The organism is Serratia sp. NA_112.1 (genome assembly GCF_052691715.1).
Map to the genome: position 1 here is coordinate 43,617 of NZ_JBQZFO010000011.1, position 16,752 is coordinate 60,368.

The following is a 16,752-nucleotide window of genomic DNA, read 5'->3' on the forward strand; positions in this document are numbered from 1 at the left end:
TTTCTCCATAAAAACACGTTCGGTCTTTTTATTTAAGGGACCTGTTTGTTTATCTGAACGTCAATCTGCTCTTTACCGCTGAAATTCTGCAGCGCACTCTCACCGAACCAATCACCCGGCTGTGGCGTGGCCAGACCGTCCTGAGAAATCCGCACCCGCACCTTGACCTGATGCTGAGCCGAAAGCAGGCGTTCAGGCATCATGGCGTTGCTATCATCCAGAGAAAACGACTGCGGGAAACGGCTTAAGGGCAGTTGTTTTACCGCCACCGGCACTGGATTGGTGCCATCGGTCACTGAAATTACCAGCGTACCCTGCTGCGGCAAAGCGTTACTCGCCTGCGGCGATAACGTCACGTTAACACCAAGTTTAACAGTTTCTCCGTTCACCTGGGTTTTTGCTTGTTCAATACTGCGCTTTATCACTTCGGCGCGTTGATCATTGGCCGGCAACAGTTTCAGCATGACCTGCCAGGCACCAATCGCCTGCTTGAAATCACCCTGTTCGAAGGAATTAAACGCCAGCAGGCTCAGCACGCGCATATTGGTGTGATCTTCGGCGATCATCTTACGCAGCATCTGAGTGGCCTGCTTGTTATCCTCCGGATCGTTGGATCTCGTCAAGACTTCTGCGTAGCCGAGACGGACTTCCAGACTATTCGGATCAAGTTGATAAGCATGAGCAAATGCCTGAGTGGCGGTGGTGGCGTTATTCAGCGCCATACCGACGCGCCCCAACATCATCCAGTCGTTGATATTGCGATCGTCCTGCTGCAACGCGGTACGCAGCCCCAGCCCGAGGCGAGCAATCTCTTCCATGCTCAACGGTTGGGCGCGCTCATTAGCGACGCGCGCGCGCAGATCCGGCATTTGCGCCTCGACCTGTTGCCACTCCAATACCTGCGCCAGCCCACCGGTTTTCAGATAGAACCCCAGGGTGACCACCACCAGCAAGGCTACGCCGGGTACCAAGGCCCAGCGGTTAATGGGTTTCTCCTGCGTATCCTGCTGGCCGGGGATATCATTGAGCAGGTTTTGCTGCAACTCTTTCACCAGTTCAGGGCGTTCAGCAACCACCCCCTGCTGTTCGTCCTGCTCCAGCTCATGCAGACGATCCTGATAAAACGCTTTATTCAGCGTATCGCGGCTAGCGGCAGTGCTTTTGTCGCTTTGGCGCATCGCCGGCACCACCAGTAACGCCGCAGCGCCAACCAGCAAGACAATAATAATCAGCCAAAAAGCCATTAGAGTTTCTTCCTGTCAGTCTCTTTCAGCAGCGCTGCCAAACGCTGTTGCTCCTGCTCGGAGAATTCATCGTTAGCGTTAGCAGCACCGGCGCGGCGACGGCGAGTGCGCAGTATCACTACCGCCCCGCCGATCAGCACAAACAGCAACGGGCCGACCCATAGGATCAGCGTCGCCGGGGTCACTGGCGGCTCATAGGTGACGAAATTACCGTAGCGCGCCACCATATAATCGATGATCTGCGGCTTACTCTGCCCCTGCATCATCAGCTCATACACCTTGGTACGCATGTCCGCCGCGATGATGGCGTTAGAATCGGCAATACTGTTGTTCTGGCATTTCGGGCAGCGTAGCTGCTCGGTCAGTTCACGGTATTGCTGTTCCTGCTCCACCGATTTGAACTGATAGGTATCAATAGCCGCAGCCGCGCTCCAGCTCAGTAACGCGGCAAATATCAGGGTCAACAGCCTCATGCCTCACCCCCATATTTTTTGTACAGCGGCAGCACTTCCTGCTGCCAAACGCGCTCGTTCATATCTCCGGCGTGGCGATAGCGAATAATGCCTTGTCCGTCGATCAGGAAAGTTTCCGGCGCGCCGTACACGCCCAAATCCAACCCCAGCATGCCGTCGCCGTCATACAGGCTGAGCGCATAAGGGTTACCCAGTGAATTCAACCAGGTCACCGCCTTGCTGCGATCGTCTTTATAGTTCAGCCCCACTACGCGGATACCGCGTGCGGCCAACGTATTGAGGTATTGATGCTCGGCACGGCAGGTCGGGCACCAGGTGGCCCAGACGTTCAGCAGCATGGGTTTGCCATTGCGCAGCACTGCCTGATCGTAAGTCTTGCCAGGCTGGTCGAGGGATTCCAGCTTGAAAGCCGGCACCGGCTTGCCGATCAACGCCGATTCCAACATGGTCGGGTCTTCGCCACCGGCGTTGCGCGTCAATTGCACCATGAACGCCGCCACCAGTAGCAGGAACAGGATTAACGGGATAAACAGTAGCTTACGGTTCATGCCTGCTCCTCCAGCTTGCCTTCACGCTTGAGTTTTTTGCTCATCCGGTAGCGCGGGTCGAGAATACACAGGATGCCGCCGATCGCCATAAACACGCCACCGAACCAGATCCAGCGTACGAAGGGTTTATAGTACAACCGCACGGCCCAGGAGCCGTCGTCCAGCTCTTCGCCCAGTGCCGCATACAGGTCACGGCTGAAACCGCCGTCGATGGCCGCTTCGGTCATCATGCTGCGCGCCACGCTGTAGTAGCGTTTCTCCGCGCGCAGCGTCGCTTCCGGCTTGCCGTTGCGCGTGACATCGATGATACCGACGCCACCGGTATAGTTTGGCCCACGGATATCGTGCACATCACGGAACACAAAGTGATAGTTATAGATATCCACGCTGTCGCCAGCCTTCATGCGGACGTCGCGTTCCACGCTGTAGTTTTGGCTAAAGGCAATACCGATGACCGTCACCGCGACGCCAAGATGACCCAGCACCATGCCCCAGTGACTGCGGGAAAGATGGCTCAGGCCACGCCAAAAACCGTGGCGATGGGTAGCACGTTCGTGCAGTTCCATCAGCGTCAGGATAATCACCCAAACCGCCATGATCAGCCCCACCACCGTCATACCGGCGATGCTGTCTTGCAGCAGCCACGGCAGCAGCACTGACAGCACCAGCGTAATCACCAGCGCCACGCTCAGACGACGCCACAGCTTGGTCGGTTCATCACGACGCCAGCGCACCAACGGGCCGATGCCCATCAGCAACGCCATCGGGGCCATCAGCCAGGTAAACATGGTATTGAAGAACGGCTCGCCGATAGAAATACTGCCCAGGCCAAGCTGTTTATGCACCAGCGGCAACAGCGTGCCCAGCAACACCACCAGCATCGCGGCAATCAACAGTACGTTGTTGCCTAACAGGAAGGTTTCACGCGAGAAGGTTTCATGCTGCACCCGGCTGCGCACCTGGCCGCCTTTAACCGCGTACAGCAGCAAAGAACCGCCGATCACAATCACCAGATAGGCGAGGATAAACATGCCACGCGCCGGGTCGGAGGCAAAGGAGTGTACCGACACCAGCACGCCGGAACGCACCAGGAAGGTGCCCAGCAAGCACAGCGAAAAGGCGGTAATCGCCAGCAGCACTGTCCAGGCCTTGAAAGTCCCGCGTTTTTCGGTCACCGCCAGCGAGTGCATCAGCGCCGTACCGGCCAGCCACGGCATAAATGAAGCGTTCTCAACCGGATCCCAGAACCACCAGCCGCCCCAGCCCAGTTCGTAATAAGCCCAGGCTGAACCCAGCACGATGCCCATGGTGAGAAACACCCAGGCCGCCGTGGTCCAGGGGCGCGACCAGCGTGCCCAGGCGGTATCCAGCCGGCCGGCCATCAGTGAAGCGATGGCAAAAGCAAAGGCCACCGAGAAACCGACATAGCCCATATACAGCAGTGGTGGGTGGAAAATCAGACCGATATCCTGCAGCAGCGGGTTGAGATCGCTACCGTCGATCGGAAAGTTCGGCAAGGTGCGGGTGAACGGGTTGGAGGTCATGATAATAAACAGCAGGAAACCTGCGGTAATCATGCCCATCACCGACAGCACGCGCGCCACCGCGTCTTGCGGCATCGCACGGCTGCACAACGCCACCGCCAATGACCAACAGCTGAGCAGTAACACCCACAGCAGCAGTGACCCTTCATGGGCGCCCCAGGTGGCGGCGATGCGGTAATACACCGGCAGTTGCGTGTTGGAGTTGGCAGCCACATAAGCCACGGTAAAATCATTGACCACGAAGGCATACACCAGACAGATGAACGCCAGCGCGATAGCGGCAAACATGCCGTAGGTCAGTGGACGCGCCACCGCCATCATGCGGCGGTCCTGACGTGCAGCGCCCCACTGCGGATAAATACTCAGCAGCAGCGAAATCGCCAGCGCCAGACACAGCAGAAAACTTCCCGTTTCCGACATCATGATTTAGCGCCCTCGTTCTGCGGGGGGGTATAGGCCGAAGCCGGCCCCTTATGGTTTTCTTTCATCGCGTCGGCCACCTCCGGCGGGGTGTATTTTTCATCGTGTTTCGCCAGCACTTCACGCGCATTGACCACATTACCTTCGCCCAATACGCCCTGCGCCACCACACCCTGCCCCTCACGGAACAAGTCCGGCAAAATACCGGTGTAGGTGACGTCGATCGCACCGCGCGCATCGTAAACCTTAAAGCTGACCTGCAGCGTTTTCTGATCGCGTTTTACCGAACCCGGCATCACCATGCCGCCGATTCGCAGGCGTTGGCCCACTTCCGGCTTTTCATGATTTTCGCCCTTGCCCTGCAGAATTTCGCTCGGGGTATAAAACAGATCGATGTTGGAGCGCAGCGCATATAGCATCAGGGTAGCGGTAAGCGCAACGCCGATCAGCACTAGGATCGCCAGATACAGGCGACTTTTACGACGTGGATTCACAATGATTTCTCCCGCGGGTTGGCGGATTTTTGTTTCGACTGCAGCGATTGACGAATGCGCCGTTCGCGCGCCTGACGGCGGCCGATCTCATCGAGCAATTGCCGACGCAGCCAGAAAGTGTGCGCCACCAGCCCCAATAGTGAGAGCAGAGTAACGGCCACTGCCAGCCAGACGTAGAAGGCGTAGCCCCCCATGGCGAAAAACGCCTGCCAGGAAGTAAATGCGGCATTCATGGTTGGCGCTCCTTATTGACCAGCCCGGCGACCCATGGACGCTGACTTTCCTGAGACAAAATCAAATTGCGCAGACGCATCAAAGTAAGAGTAATAAAGAACAGCAGGTAGCCGAGGATCGCCCAGCGCAGCGGGGTGCGCATGCTTGGCGCGATGCTCTGTTGCATATTGGTCGACCCCTGGTGCAACGTGTTCCACCATTCGACCGAGAAATGAATAATCGGGATGTTCACCACCCCCACCAATACCAGAATACCAGCGGCGCGGCCCGCCAGGCGGCGATCCTCAAAGGCGTTGTACAACGCGATAATGCCGATATACAAGAACAGCAACACCAACTCGGAGGTCAGGCGTGCGTCCCACACCCACCAAGTGCCCCACATCGGCTTGCCCCAGGCAGAACCGGTAACCAGGGCAATAAAGGTAAATACCGCGCCGACCGGTGCCATCGCCGCCACCACCGTATCGGACATTTTCATCTGCCACACCAGGCCGATAAATGCCGCTACCGCCATGGAGCCATAGATCCCCATCGACCACATGGCGGCCGGGACATGGATATACATGATGCGGAAGCTGTCGCCCTGCTGATAATCCTTGGGCGCAAAGCCAAAACCCCATACCCAGCCCAGCAGCAGACAGGCCGTTCCGGCCAGCCCCAGCCAGGGGATAAAGCGGCCGCAGACACGATACAGCCGTTCAGGCTGGGCAAACTGATGTAACCATTTCCACATTGTCGTCATTGCTCACGGTAAATTTATACGGTGGCCGCCCTGTTGACCAAAGCGACGAAAATTACTGGTGCGGTGGAACAGGCTCTTGATGGCGTTAACCCGCATTTCAATATGTTAGCTAGTGTACGCTTACTCGCAGCGCTGCTGCGGTAGCGAACGGTGCCAGCGTGATACTGCCCGCCAGCATGGCACCCAGAATCGCCAGATACCCCTCGATTGGCATCCCCATAGAGGCGGCATCGATGGCCGCGGTGGAAAATATCAACACCGGGATATACAGCGGCAACACCAGCAGGCTCAGCAGCACGCCGCCCTTGCGCAGCCCGACGGTCAGCGCCACGCCGATAGCGCCAATCAGACTCAGCGTCGGTGTGCCCAGCAGCAATGTAAATGCCACCGCCAGCCAGGTATTGATATCCAACGACAGCAGCAACGCCACCAGCGGCGACAGAATTAACAGGGGTAGCCCTGTTACCACCCAGTGAGCACACACTTTGCCTAACACCGTCATTGGCAGCGGCGTCGGCAGCAACAGCAGTTGCTCCAGCGAGCCATCAAGAAAGTCATCGCGAAACAAACGCTCCAGCGACAACAACGCCGCCAGCAGCGCAGCGACCCAAATAATCCCCGGCGAAATACGCGCCAGTAACTGCGGATCCGGCCCAATCCCTAACGGAAACAGCGTGATAACGATCAGGAAGAACCACAGCGGATTAACGATTTCCGACCCTTTGCGAAAGGCAATCTTCAGCTCACGGCGCAATACGGTCAAAAACATCAAAGAGTCTCCATGCGGTTTTCCGTCAGGCTGATTTTACCTACCGCCTGCGTTACGCCGGCCAAATCCTGATGGGTGGTCAACAATACCATGCCACCTTGCTGCGCATGTTGCTCAAAAAGGCTAATTAATTCAGCCACGCCCTGCTTGTCGATGGCCGTCAGCGGCTCATCCAGGATCCACAATAGGCTGTCGCTGAGCCACAAACGCGCCAGAGCTACCCGGCGTTGCTGCCCGGCGGAAAGCTGCGCCACCGGTAAATCCTCATAGCCCACTAATCCTACCTGCTCCAGCGCCTGCCAAATGGCCTGACGGTCAGGAACGCTATTCACCGCCTGGTAAAACTGCAGGTTTTCAAAGGGCGTTAACATGGTTTTAATCCCCGGCTGATGGCCAAGGAACAACAAATCCTGATGGTAACGTTCACGATGGCGCAACGTATTTTTCCCATGCCAGCTGACTTCACCGCCCTCTGGCCGCGCCAGGCCCGCCAAAATGCGCAGCAGGCTGGTTTTACCCGCGCCGTTCGGCCCTTCCACCTGAATAATATCGCCCGGTTTCACCGTAAAGCTTAACGCACTAAACAGGGTGCGTTCGTCGCGGACGCAACTCAGATTTTTGGCTTCCAGCATCGGGAGAACTCATAATTTTCTTTGGGATAGCGATCATAGCATAAGCCATCTGCGGCACGTAGCCCGCCGCAGGGTACTCAGCTACTCCAATAGGGGTAATATTGCGCCCCAGATCAATAATGCGCAGAAAAAACCGGCGGCGTTAAACTCTTGTTACTTTTTTCTGCAATGTGCGACCTGGCTTTCGGCCTACCGGTGCGCCAGCTATGCTTAATCCGTGGCCCGGCAGCCGTTTAAGGAGAGAGCAGATAATGAGCGACTCACAACAGCGCCCGAAGACGGAAAACAACGATCATCTGCAGGTGGAGAGCAAAGAGCAGGAACAAGGCAAGAGCGAAATCGAGGTCCAGGAACAAAACCTGCCCTCACGCGCAGCAGCGGTGCATGAACAGATCCGCATGGAGGGTGAAAAAGAACTGGAGCGTGACTGGCTGGCTTTGCTGTGGTCGGCGGTGGCCGCCGGGCTGTCAATGGGGGCCTCACTGATGGCGAAGGGTATTTTTCACGCCCGTTTGCCGGACGATCCCAGCCGCTTCTTTATCGAGAATATTGGCTACACCTTTGGCTTTATCATCGTGATTATGGCCCACCAGCAGCTGTTTACCGAAAACACCGTAACCGCCGTGCTGCCGATCATGCACAAACCGACGCCGAGAAATTTCATCATCCTATTCCGCCTGTGGGGCGTGGTGTTGCTGGGTAACCTGATTGGCACCGGGCTGGTGTCACTGGCGTTTATCCATATGCCGATTTTTGACGACAACACCCGCACTGCCTTCGTTAGCCTGTCGGAAGAGGTGATGCAAAATTCGCCGTCAGAAATGTTCGCCAACGGCATTTTGGCCGGCTGGATCATCGCCACCATGGTGTGGATGTTCCCTTCCGCCGGGGCCGCCAAGATTTGGGTGATCGTCCTGATGACCTATCTGGTGGCGATCTGTGACCTGACCCATATCGTGGCCGGATCGGTAGAGATCCTTTATCTGGTGTTTAGCGGTGTGATCCCTTGGCAAGATTTTATCTACCCGTTCGCCATTCCGACGCTAGCCGGCAACATTATCGGCGGCACCTTCATCTTTGCGTTAATCAGCCATGCGCAGATCCGCAATGATATGAGCGATAAAAATAAAGCAGCGCGGCTGGAGGCAGAAAAACAGACCGCCAGGACGAGAAAACCGTGATCGCGATCAGCACGCACGCAAAAATCAGTGCATATTGGCGATGGAATGAGCAAACGCACCGCTAAGCGCTTATTCTGCGGGTAAAAAAAGGTATACTGCCCCGGCAGCCTCAGGTTGCCAGCCCGCAGCGTCCCCGTAGTTAAACGGATATAACAAGCCCCTCCTAAGGGCTAGTTACTGGTTCGATTCCAGTCGGGGACACCATAAGCCTATCGACTCTCTGTTATCAAAATCCGCAGAAACCACGTCACACATAGCCTTAAGTCATTTTCGTCGCCTAAATTCCTCCCTTGTTATCAGCATGATGCGTGAGCACTGCCCACAATCTGGCACAGATTCCAGGATTAAAGGTATAATCGCAGATACTATTTACTCGATTTTGAAACGAACATGACAAAACTCACATTACAAGAGCAGATGCTTAAAGCCGGATTGGTCAACAGTAAGAAACTGGCGAAGGTGCAAAAAACCGCTAAAAAATCGCGCGTTCAGGCTCGTGAGGCCAGAGAGGCGGTCGAGGTCAATAAAAAGGCACAAATCGAACGTGATAAACAGCTAAGTGAGCAACAAAAACAAGCCGCTTTATCTAAAGAGTATAAAGCTCAGGTTAAGCAGTTAATTGAAATGAACAGGATCGTTATTGCAAAGGGAAGCATTAGCTATAACTTCACAGACAATAATTTAATTAAAAATATCGATGTCGATAAAACGACGCAGGCTCAGTTAATTAATGGCCGTCTCGCCATTGCGCGTCTGGTTGCGGATAATGGGGTTGATAGTGAATATGCTATTATACCCGCGATCGTGGCCGATAAAATTGCACAACGAGATGCGAGCTATATAGTGCTGAGCGCAGAACTCAGCAAGGAAGCTAAAGATGAAGAAGATCCTTATGCCGACTTTGTCGTCCCTGATGATTTGATGTGGTAAAAAAGAACGTATTGCTATCACACTCCTGCCGTATATCACGGCCTATTATTTACGACATGCTGGCCCAGGCTCCGGGGAACGGCATCAACGGGGATTACGACGGTTCTTACCGTTCACGTAAAATGCTGAAGTACAAAAATACCTTCGGCGATGCGGATGTATATGCCTCTTACCTGTTCAGCGACAATGAGTACCTGCCGGGTAATGGCCTGCGCTACAAGCGCGAGGGCGGCGGTTCATTGGGTGACACTAACCTTTGGCGGCGGCTGGTACAACAACTTCCTGACCACCAGAAAAGCCAACGTTAACGACTACTTCGCCGGTGACGCCTGGGGTCTTGAATATCTGGCCGGTTACGCCGTGCCGGTAAGGCGATATGACGCTGGTGCGTCTGCATTACGATTTCTAATCGCTAGCGACGTAAAAAAGCCGCTTCCGCGGCCTTTTCAGACTGATGACAAACCTCATTCCTGCCCAGAGCGAGTAGAGGCCGATAAATAAAAATCAAGAAAATCAATTTATTGATTTTCGGCTGCTCACCACAAAGCAGGAAAAACCACGCTTTTTCCTGCTTTGTCAGCAACCTAAAAAGGCCGCGGAAGCGGCCTTTTTAGGTTTTGGAACTCAATCAGAATCCGCCGCGTGCCGAGCGGCCCACCGCTTCGCCCAACTGCCACACCGCCATCGCATAATGGGTACTGTGGTTGTAGCGGGTAATGGTGTAGAAGTTGGGTAAACCGTACCAATACTGGTAGCTGGTCCCCATATCCAGGCGCAGCAGGCTGACTTCCTGATTGCCACCAAGCGACCCTTGCGGCGTCAACCCGGCCTCCGACAAACTGGCAACCGAATAACGGGTTTTAAAGCCATTTTCCAACCCCGGCGCCTGGCCGCTGGCCGGCACGGCCACAGGTTCACCCTTGGTCCAGCCGTGTGCTTTAAAGTAGTTGGCGACGCTGCCGATGGCATCCACCGGATCCCACAGGTTAATGTGGCCGTCGCCGTTGAAGTCAACTGCGTAACTCTTGAACGAGGACGGCATAAACTGACCGTAACCCATGGCACCGGCGAAGGAACCACGCAGCTCCAGCGGATCATCCCCTTCGGTACGTGACATCAGCAGGAAGGTTTCCAGCTCGCCGGCAAAGTAATCGGCACGGCGCGGATAGTTGAACGCCAGGGTAGACAACGCATCGATAATGCGGGTTTTACCCATTACGCGGCCCCACCGGGTTTCAACGCCGATAATGCCGACAATAATCTCCGGCGGCACACCGTAGGCCTGATAAGCACGCTGCAGCGCGTCCTGATACTGATTCCAAAACTGCACGCCGTTTTGCACGTTATTCGGCGTAATAAACTTATTGCGGTAACGCAGCCAGGAACCATTAGGGCCGGACGGTGCCTGGGTAGTTGGCGTCGGCGCCTGACGATCCATCAACCGCAGTACAGAGTCTAACCGCCTGGCCTGGGCCAGCACGTCATGCAACTGCTGGCGATCGAAACCGTGTTCCTGCACCATTTTATCGATAAAACGAGCAGTGTTCGGGTTGTTGGCAAAATCGCCCCCCAACGGCTGACTGGAATGCGCTGGCGTCAGCAGAAAACCGCCTTTCACGGTGTTGTCCTGAGGCGTGGCTGGGGTCGACTTCGGCCCGCTGCTACAGGCAGTGAGTAAGGTAAGCAGAGGGAGAAGAACAACTAAATGACGCATCGGATATCCATATAAGCCAGGCCAGTGATAAGTGTGGGTTATGTTAATCCATTGTCAGGTACGAACAAACTGGATTATGTCGCCGATCACACCTCCACAAGCCAAAACTATAAAAAACGTGATGGGAAACACAGAAACGACGAATGACTTAGGGTAAGCAGCCGCACCAACGTCAGCCAATCCCTGACGCCAATGAGAACAACTATACCCTATAGCTTTCAAGTTGCAGCTAGGCGACCATCTCGCTCATCCCCAGGCGCTTACTCAGGTAAGTAACTGGGGTGACAAATCTGCCGGGAGCAGATTTGAACGCTGCTGGCAGCGGCCCCTAAAAGGGGTGTGGCCCATGGACGGGCCACATAATTGAGTGCAGATAACAACGCTGCAACTTGAAAGATGACGGGTATATCATCTCACCAGGCGCAACACTGGCTATCTGCGGGCCAAGCGGTCACAATGCCGCACCACTTCCGGCCCAAACAGGAAATACCATGTCTTGCCACTATCCCGCCCACTACGCCTTTGATAACGAAAGCGACGCCTGGCAGATTCAGTTTCGTGATTTTCCTCAGCAGCAGGCCGCCTGCTATAAACGCGAGGACATCGAGCTGGAAGCACAGGAAAGCCTGCTGATTGCCATCGCGCTGGAAATGGAGGAAGGCCGCCCGGTACCGGCCCCTTCTCGTGCCTTGCCGGATGAGCTGGCGATCCACCTGCCGGTGCTGGTTAAACTCAAACTCGAGTTGCATAACATTATGCTGGCCGGTAGCACTTCCAAAGCCAGTCTGGCGCGTAAATTGGGCTTTAACGCTGGTCAAATGGACCGCCTGTTGGATGTTGCCTATGCCTCCAAGGTAGAAGCGCTGGAACAGGCTCTTTACCTGTTAGGGTATGAGGTACAAACCTCGGTAGCAGAGATCCGCCAGCAATAAGAAAAATATTTTTTTCGAGGGCTAAATGTTCTCCATTTTTCGCCGATGTGTTCATTACCGAATCATAAAGAGCAAAAAGTGAAGGCTAAAAATGGAGTGGAGCCGCCGCAATATCTGGGCCGTAATTCTGCTGTCTTGCCTTGTCTTCTGGGCCATCCTGCTGACCGGTGCCAGCACCGTCGCCTGATCCCTTTCATAACATCACAGCAAACATAATAATAAAGCCCGCTGAAGCGGGCTCAGACTGATGACAAACACCCGAAAAACGTGGTTTTCGGATGTTTGGGATAAACCAGAAGCCAGAATCCTTTGTTTTTACTGGCCGCCGGAACACGATTTTTAACCGCAAAGAGCTTTGCAGCAATCGATGCCCGCTGAAGCGGGCTATTCCCTTTTTTCCCTGATAAAAAAGAGAAATAAAAATCGTTTAGAAACAGTCATGCCTGGTTAAAAAACCGTCAAAAAGTGTGATCAAAAACACAGTATTGTAATCAGGCTGATATTGGGAGTACATTAACGCCGATCCTGTCGTGGTTCATGTTTTACCTCACGGACTTTGAAGCACGACAACCGGATAATCTGTGGTCAAGGACGTTGTTCTTCCTATTGAAGGATCCGCCTCTCCACCACTGACTATCCAAAAATACTCAGCACAACAATCGGGATCATTGGCTTGCGAGGGACTCCAGAAGGGAGTTGTTCAGTGAAATATTTCGTATTTGGCGTTTCATTCATGTTAGTTACATGGATTGGCACCTTTATGCTGATGGTTGCATAACCAAGGCATAACCGGGAATATAGATAAAGGGGCGCAGATGCGCCCCTTTGTTGTTTCTGAGTGGAGCTATTTCCCCGGCAGCATGCGGCGCAGGGTATCATCCTTACGCAGATAATGATGGTAGAGCGCCGCCAGCGTATGTGCGCCAATGATAAAGTAACCGGTATTGGCCAGGGTCTCGTGAGTACTTTTGATGGCCCGACGCAACAGCGGATCCGGCGTAACGAACTGCGGCACCTGCCAACCCAGTAGTACCCATTCCTTCCCGCCGTATGCCAGCGTCAACACCCCCAGTAAAGGTAAAGACAGGAACAGCAGATACAACAGCCAGTGGAAAATTTTGGCTCCCCATTCCTGCCATTCTTCAAGCGGCGGTGTAGTCGCTGGCGTGCCATGCCGCCGACGCAATCCTAACCGAATTAGCATCAGTAAAAAGACGGTCAATCCAAAGTTAAAATGCAGATTTTTTATCAATGGCGCTATGTCATCCGGCACCGAATCCTTCAGCAGCATCGCCGCGTAAGTCAGGATCACCATCAACAGCGTCAACCAGTGCAACACAATTTGTGAATTCGCGTAACGGTTCCCCATATATTCCCCCGATAAATAAAGAAAATCTTATTAGAGAATAATGGGTAAAAATGAAGAAAGCCTTAGCGACGAGAAAAAAGCCGGCGTGAATACGCCGGCCTGAGGCGATTATTTAGCGGTGGCCGGGCTACTCTTGGCCGGTTTAATCAGCCCATCCGCCCGGAACATGGCTTTGATGCCGCGTACCGCCTGACGGATGCGATCCTGATTTTCTATCAGAGCAAAACGCACATGAGTGTCACCATAGTCACCAAAGCCAATGCCTGGCGATACGCACACCTTGGCTTCCGCCAACAAACGTTTGGCAAACTCCAGTGAACCGAGATGCGCATAAGGCTCGGGAATTTTGGCCCAGACGTACATCGCCGCTTTCGGATTTTCCACCATCCAGCCCGCTTCATGCAGCCCTTTCACCAGCACATTGCGGCGCTGGCGGTACTGTTCCGCAATATCCCGCACGCACTGCTGATCGCCTTCCAACGCGGCAATAGCAGCCACTTGCAACGGGGTGAAGGTGCCGTAATCGTGATAACTCTTGATCCGTGCCAGCGCGTTGACCAGCTCCGGGTTACCGACCATAAAGCCGATACGCCAGCCTGCCATATTGTAGCTTTTCGACAGGGTGAAAAACTCCACCGCGATATCCTTGGCGCCGGGCACCTGCATAATCGAAGGTGCCTTCCAGCCGTCATAAACGATATCGGCATAGGCCAAATCGTGGACTACCAGCACGTCGTACTGTTTAGCCAGCGCGACTACGCGTTCAAAGAAGTCCAGCTCTACGCACTGGGCGGTCGGGTTTGACGGGAAGCCGAGGATCATCATTTTTGGGCGTGGAATGGTTTCACGAATGGCGCGCTCCAGCTCACCAAAGAAATCCACGCCCTCCACCAGCGGCACCGAACGTACCTGAGCACCGGCAATCACCGCGCCGTAAATGTGGATCGGGTAGCTCGGATTCGGCACCAATACGGTATCACCGTGGTCGAGCGTTGCCAGCATCAGGTGCGCCAGCCCCTCTTTTGAACCTATGGTAACAATGGCTTCGCTTTCGGGATCGATCTCCACCTGGTAGCGATCGGCATACCAGCGTGAAATAGCACGGCGCAAACGCGGGATCCCCCGCGAAGTGGAGTAGCCATGGGTATCGTCGCGTTGGGCAACGGTACAGAGCTTTTCCACAATATGCGGCGGGGTTGGCCCGTCGGGGTTACCCATGCTGAAATCGATGATATCCTCGCCACGACGGCGCGCAGCCATCTTGAGTTCGGCGGTGATGTTGAATACGTAAGGGGGAAGACGTTCAATACGCGTGAAACGGCGTTGCGGACTTTTATCAGCCATAGATACCTCGAAGAAACGTTAGCGCCCGGACCATCCGAGCGACGCTGGTCAACCTAAAGATTAACCGGATATTGAACATATCCCAGCCTCGGCAGGCTTGTCGATAGCCAGTGCCACTTTTTTATTCTCCGGCCTTAAATTCCCTCGCCAGCAGCCCGAACTGCCAGTCATCACACCACTGCCCCGCCAGGCGATAGTTATCACGCAGCGTACCTTCCAGCAGAAAACCACAGGACTCCAGCAACCTGCGCGAAGCGATATTGCCTGCGGTCACCGCCGCGGTCAGCTTATGGAAACCGCAGGCGTTAAAGCCAAAGTCCAGCACCGCGCGCAGTGATTCCTTGCCATAACCCTTACCTTGCGCGGACGGTAGCAAGGCGTAACCCACTTCCGCCTGTTGATGCGGCAGCCACATAGGACGAAAACCGGTCATGCCCGCCACAGCTCCGCTTTCTTTCTCTCGCAATACCAGGCACAACCATTGATCCGAATGCTTGTCCCAAGTTGGCAGTCGAGCCTCGAAACGACTGATGATGCCCTCCTCGCTGTACGGGTCGGAGATGTAACGGATCACATCAGGATCCCGATACAGGCTTAAAAACAGCGGCCAATCGTCGGCTGTCAACGACTCCAGGGTCAAACGCTCAGTGACCAACTTCATTGCTTCTGTCTCCTAAAAATGGGGAGCTTCGAAAAGCGAAAATGAGGAAGTTACGAATGAAAGATATCCCTTTATTTTCCTCTATTAAATCCAGATAATAATTAACGTCAAAACAACAAAACCATAACGCCTTACCCGCTCCCCTACAACCGTCTGTCGTTGCCCACCCGCAGCGCAAGGAGAACACCATGGCTTCCTTACAGATTGACGATATTCCAGGTGCAATTAAAACTGTCAAACAACAACTGCGTCAGGCATTACCGAATTACCGCGAGACCTTTCTGGCACTGGAAGACAACATCCGTCAGCAGGTCGAACAAATCCGCGAGGAGCTGGCCGCCGGCCAAAACCCGGTGCCGCAAATCGATGCCGAAGATATTCTGCAACAGCGCGTCAACGAACAGCAAAAAGCGCTGATCAAACAGCGCGGTGCCTGCGCCATCCGTGGTGTTTTCCCCCGCGCCAAGGCCGATGCCTGGAACCGGGAGATTGGCGACTATCTTGACCGCAACAACTTCGTCGAACGCCTGAAAGGGGCCGCCGAAGACAACTACTTCGGCAAGCTGGCCGCCAGCAAACCACAAATCTACGGCATTTACTGGTCAAAACCGCAGGTGGAAGCCCGCCAGGACGCCCGTATGCACGCGGTTCAGGTATTCCTTAACAGCCTGTGGGAAACAGAAAGCAACGGAAAACAGCATTTTGATCCGACACGCGTCGCCACTTACGCCGATCGCACCCGTCGTCGTCCGCCGAACTCCTCTTCGCTGGGCCTGTCGCCACACGTAGACAGCGGCACCATTGAACGCTGGCTGGATGAGAACTTCCGCTATGTTTATCGGCACGTGTTCTCCGGCAACTGGCAGGATTATGATCCCTTCGCCGCCGACGGCCGTACCGAAGTACGTGAAATCGCTTCACCGGCAGTATGCTCGATGTTCCGCACCTTCCAGGGCTGGACGGCGCTGACGCCGCAGCGTACCCATGCCGGCACGCTGAACCTGGTGCCGGTGGCCAACGCCATGGCTTATGTACTGTTGCGTGCGCTGCAGGATGACGTCGCCGATGATGACCTGTGCGATGCCGCCCCTGGCCGGGCACTTTCGATCTCCGAAAAATGGCATCCCCTTTTAATCAGTGGGATTTCCCCTATTCCCGATTTAGAGCCGGGTGACACGGTTTTCTGGCACTGCGACGTGATCCACGCGGTGGAAAATGAGCATAACGGCGAATTCGACAGCAACGTAATGTATATCGCTGCCGCACCGGGCTGCGAGAAAAACGATGCCTATCTGCAACGTCAACTGCCCAGCTTTATCGCCGGCAAAACCCCGCCGGATTTCGCCCCTGATGATTTCGAAGTGGACTTCGTCGGCCGGGCCACGGTTGACCTGCTGACACCGCTCGGCAAGGAACAGTTGGGCATTAAATAATACGCTGCCCCGTGGCTCGCCGCCTGGCCGTCACGGGGTCCATTCGCTGTGATATACTCCCCGTATCTTTCCGCCGCAGCGAGAGCCC

The 16,752-nt window shown here is 54.8% G+C and carries 18 protein-coding genes, 1 tRNA gene and 1 pseudogene; 7 read left to right on the forward strand and 13 right to left on the reverse strand.

Translation table 11 applies throughout. The features are described 5' to 3' along the window. Positions 1–32: 32 nt before the first annotated feature. The 9 genes from ccmI to ccmA form a co-directional block, all read right to left on the reverse strand. On the reverse strand, positions 33–1,244 hold the full coding sequence (gene ccmI, locus ACUTQ5_RS18305; RefSeq protein ID WP_445652399.1) for a c-type cytochrome biogenesis protein CcmI: 1,212 nt from the start codon (positions 1,242–1,244) through the stop codon (positions 33–35). After that, positions 1,244–1,717, reverse strand: coding sequence for a cytochrome c-type biogenesis protein (locus ACUTQ5_RS18310; RefSeq protein ID WP_445652400.1), 474 nt, complete (start codon positions 1,715–1,717; stop codon positions 1,244–1,246). The genes ccmI and ACUTQ5_RS18310 overlap by 1 nt, the downstream gene beginning before the upstream one ends. Then, positions 1,714–2,265 (reverse strand): DsbE family thiol:disulfide interchange protein, encoded by a 552-nt coding sequence (locus tag ACUTQ5_RS18315; RefSeq protein WP_037423648.1) that lies wholly within the window; start codon positions 2,263–2,265, stop codon positions 1,714–1,716. The genes ACUTQ5_RS18310 and ACUTQ5_RS18315 overlap by 4 nt, the downstream gene beginning before the upstream one ends. Continuing rightward, positions 2,262–4,232: a heme lyase CcmF/NrfE family subunit gene (locus ACUTQ5_RS18320; protein ID WP_445652401.1), complete on the reverse strand. Its 1,971-nt coding sequence runs from the start codon at positions 4,230–4,232 to the stop codon at positions 2,262–2,264. The genes ACUTQ5_RS18315 and ACUTQ5_RS18320 overlap by 4 nt, the downstream gene beginning before the upstream one ends. After that, entirely contained in the window at positions 4,229–4,723 is a 495-nt protein-coding gene (gene ccmE, locus ACUTQ5_RS18325; protein WP_445652402.1) for a cytochrome c maturation protein CcmE, read from the reverse strand. The genes ACUTQ5_RS18320 and ccmE overlap by 4 nt, the downstream gene beginning before the upstream one ends. Further along, positions 4,720–4,956, reverse strand: a complete 237-nt coding sequence (gene ccmD / locus ACUTQ5_RS18330; protein ID WP_445652403.1) for a heme exporter protein CcmD — start codon at positions 4,954–4,956, stop codon at positions 4,720–4,722. Before ccmD ends, ccmE begins: the two co-directional genes overlap by 4 nt. Next, positions 4,953–5,690: a heme ABC transporter permease gene (locus tag ACUTQ5_RS18335; protein WP_153860942.1), complete on the reverse strand. Its 738-nt coding sequence runs from the start codon at positions 5,688–5,690 to the stop codon at positions 4,953–4,955. Before ACUTQ5_RS18335 ends, ccmD begins: the two co-directional genes overlap by 4 nt. 118 nt (positions 5,691–5,808) lie before the next feature. Continuing rightward, positions 5,809–6,468: a heme exporter protein CcmB gene (gene ccmB / locus ACUTQ5_RS18340; RefSeq protein ID WP_153859612.1), complete on the reverse strand. Its 660-nt coding sequence runs from the start codon at positions 6,466–6,468 to the stop codon at positions 5,809–5,811. Next, on the reverse strand, positions 6,468–7,100 hold the full coding sequence (ccmA, locus tag ACUTQ5_RS18345) for a cytochrome c biogenesis heme-transporting ATPase CcmA (RefSeq protein ID WP_445652404.1): 633 nt from the start codon (positions 7,098–7,100) through the stop codon (positions 6,468–6,470). Before ccmA ends, ccmB begins: the two co-directional genes overlap by 1 nt. 251 nt (positions 7,101–7,351) lie before the next feature. On the opposite strand from ccmA, the gene ACUTQ5_RS18350 reads away from it, so the two are divergent. The 4 genes and pseudogenes from ACUTQ5_RS18350 to ACUTQ5_RS18365 form a co-directional block, all read left to right on the forward strand. Beyond that, on the forward strand, positions 7,352–8,281 hold the full coding sequence (locus ACUTQ5_RS18350; RefSeq protein ID WP_445652405.1) for a formate/nitrite transporter family protein: 930 nt from the start codon (positions 7,352–7,354) through the stop codon (positions 8,279–8,281). Positions 8,282–8,410: 129 nt separating this feature from the next. Continuing rightward, positions 8,411–8,485: transfer RNA gene (locus tag ACUTQ5_RS18355), tRNA-Arg, on the forward strand. A 186-nt stretch (positions 8,486–8,671) separates the two neighbouring features. Continuing rightward, a complete protein-coding gene (locus tag ACUTQ5_RS18360) occupies positions 8,672–9,211 on the forward strand; it encodes a DUF2058 domain-containing protein (protein ID WP_445652406.1) in 540 nt (179 codons plus the stop codon). Between the two features lie 50 nt (positions 9,212–9,261). After that, positions 9,262–9,589 (forward strand): annotated as a pseudogene (locus ACUTQ5_RS18365) (porin); the annotation flags it as partial. 250 nt (positions 9,590–9,839) lie between these two features. Here the strand turns inward: ACUTQ5_RS18365 and mltB are convergent. Continuing rightward, entirely contained in the window at positions 9,840–10,925 is a 1,086-nt protein-coding gene (gene mltB, locus ACUTQ5_RS18370) for a lytic murein transglycosylase B (RefSeq protein WP_445652407.1), read from the reverse strand. Positions 10,926–11,416: 491 nt separating this feature from the next. Here mltB and ACUTQ5_RS18375 point away from each other — a divergent pair, with 491 nt between their 5' ends. Then, positions 11,417–11,857 carry a hypothetical protein gene (locus ACUTQ5_RS18375; protein ID WP_445652408.1) on the forward strand — a complete coding sequence of 147 codons (441 nt, stop codon included), beginning with the start codon at positions 11,417–11,419 and terminating at the stop codon, positions 11,855–11,857. Positions 11,858–12,560: 703 nt separating this feature from the next. Next, on the forward strand, positions 12,561–12,635 hold the full coding sequence (ypdK, locus tag ACUTQ5_RS18380; protein WP_112349011.1) for a membrane protein YpdK: 75 nt from the start codon (positions 12,561–12,563) through the stop codon (positions 12,633–12,635). 66 nt (positions 12,636–12,701) lie between these two features. Here the strand turns inward: ypdK and ACUTQ5_RS18385 are convergent, their stop codons facing one another. The 3 genes from ACUTQ5_RS18385 to ACUTQ5_RS18395 all read right to left on the reverse strand — a co-directional run bounded on the left by ACUTQ5_RS18385 (position 12,702) and on the right by ACUTQ5_RS18395 (position 15,231). Next, positions 12,702–13,226, reverse strand: a complete 525-nt coding sequence (locus tag ACUTQ5_RS18385; RefSeq protein ID WP_445652409.1) for a cytochrome b — start codon at positions 13,224–13,226, stop codon at positions 12,702–12,704. A gap of 108 nt (positions 13,227–13,334) precedes the next feature. After that, on the reverse strand, positions 13,335–14,570 hold the full coding sequence (gene alaC, locus ACUTQ5_RS18390; protein WP_445652410.1) for an alanine transaminase: 1,236 nt from the start codon (positions 14,568–14,570) through the stop codon (positions 13,335–13,337). A gap of 121 nt (positions 14,571–14,691) precedes the next feature. Further along, positions 14,692–15,231: a GNAT family N-acetyltransferase gene (locus tag ACUTQ5_RS18395; RefSeq protein WP_445652411.1), complete on the reverse strand. Its 540-nt coding sequence runs from the start codon at positions 15,229–15,231 to the stop codon at positions 14,692–14,694. Between the two features lie 188 nt (positions 15,232–15,419). Between ACUTQ5_RS18395 and ACUTQ5_RS18400 the strand changes: the two genes are divergently transcribed. Beyond that, the gene (locus tag ACUTQ5_RS18400; RefSeq protein WP_445652412.1) at positions 15,420–16,664 is read left to right on the forward strand and encodes a DUF1479 domain-containing protein; all 1,245 of its coding nucleotides are present in this window, start codon (positions 15,420–15,422) and stop codon (positions 16,662–16,664) included. Positions 16,665–16,752: the final 88 nt, after the last annotated feature.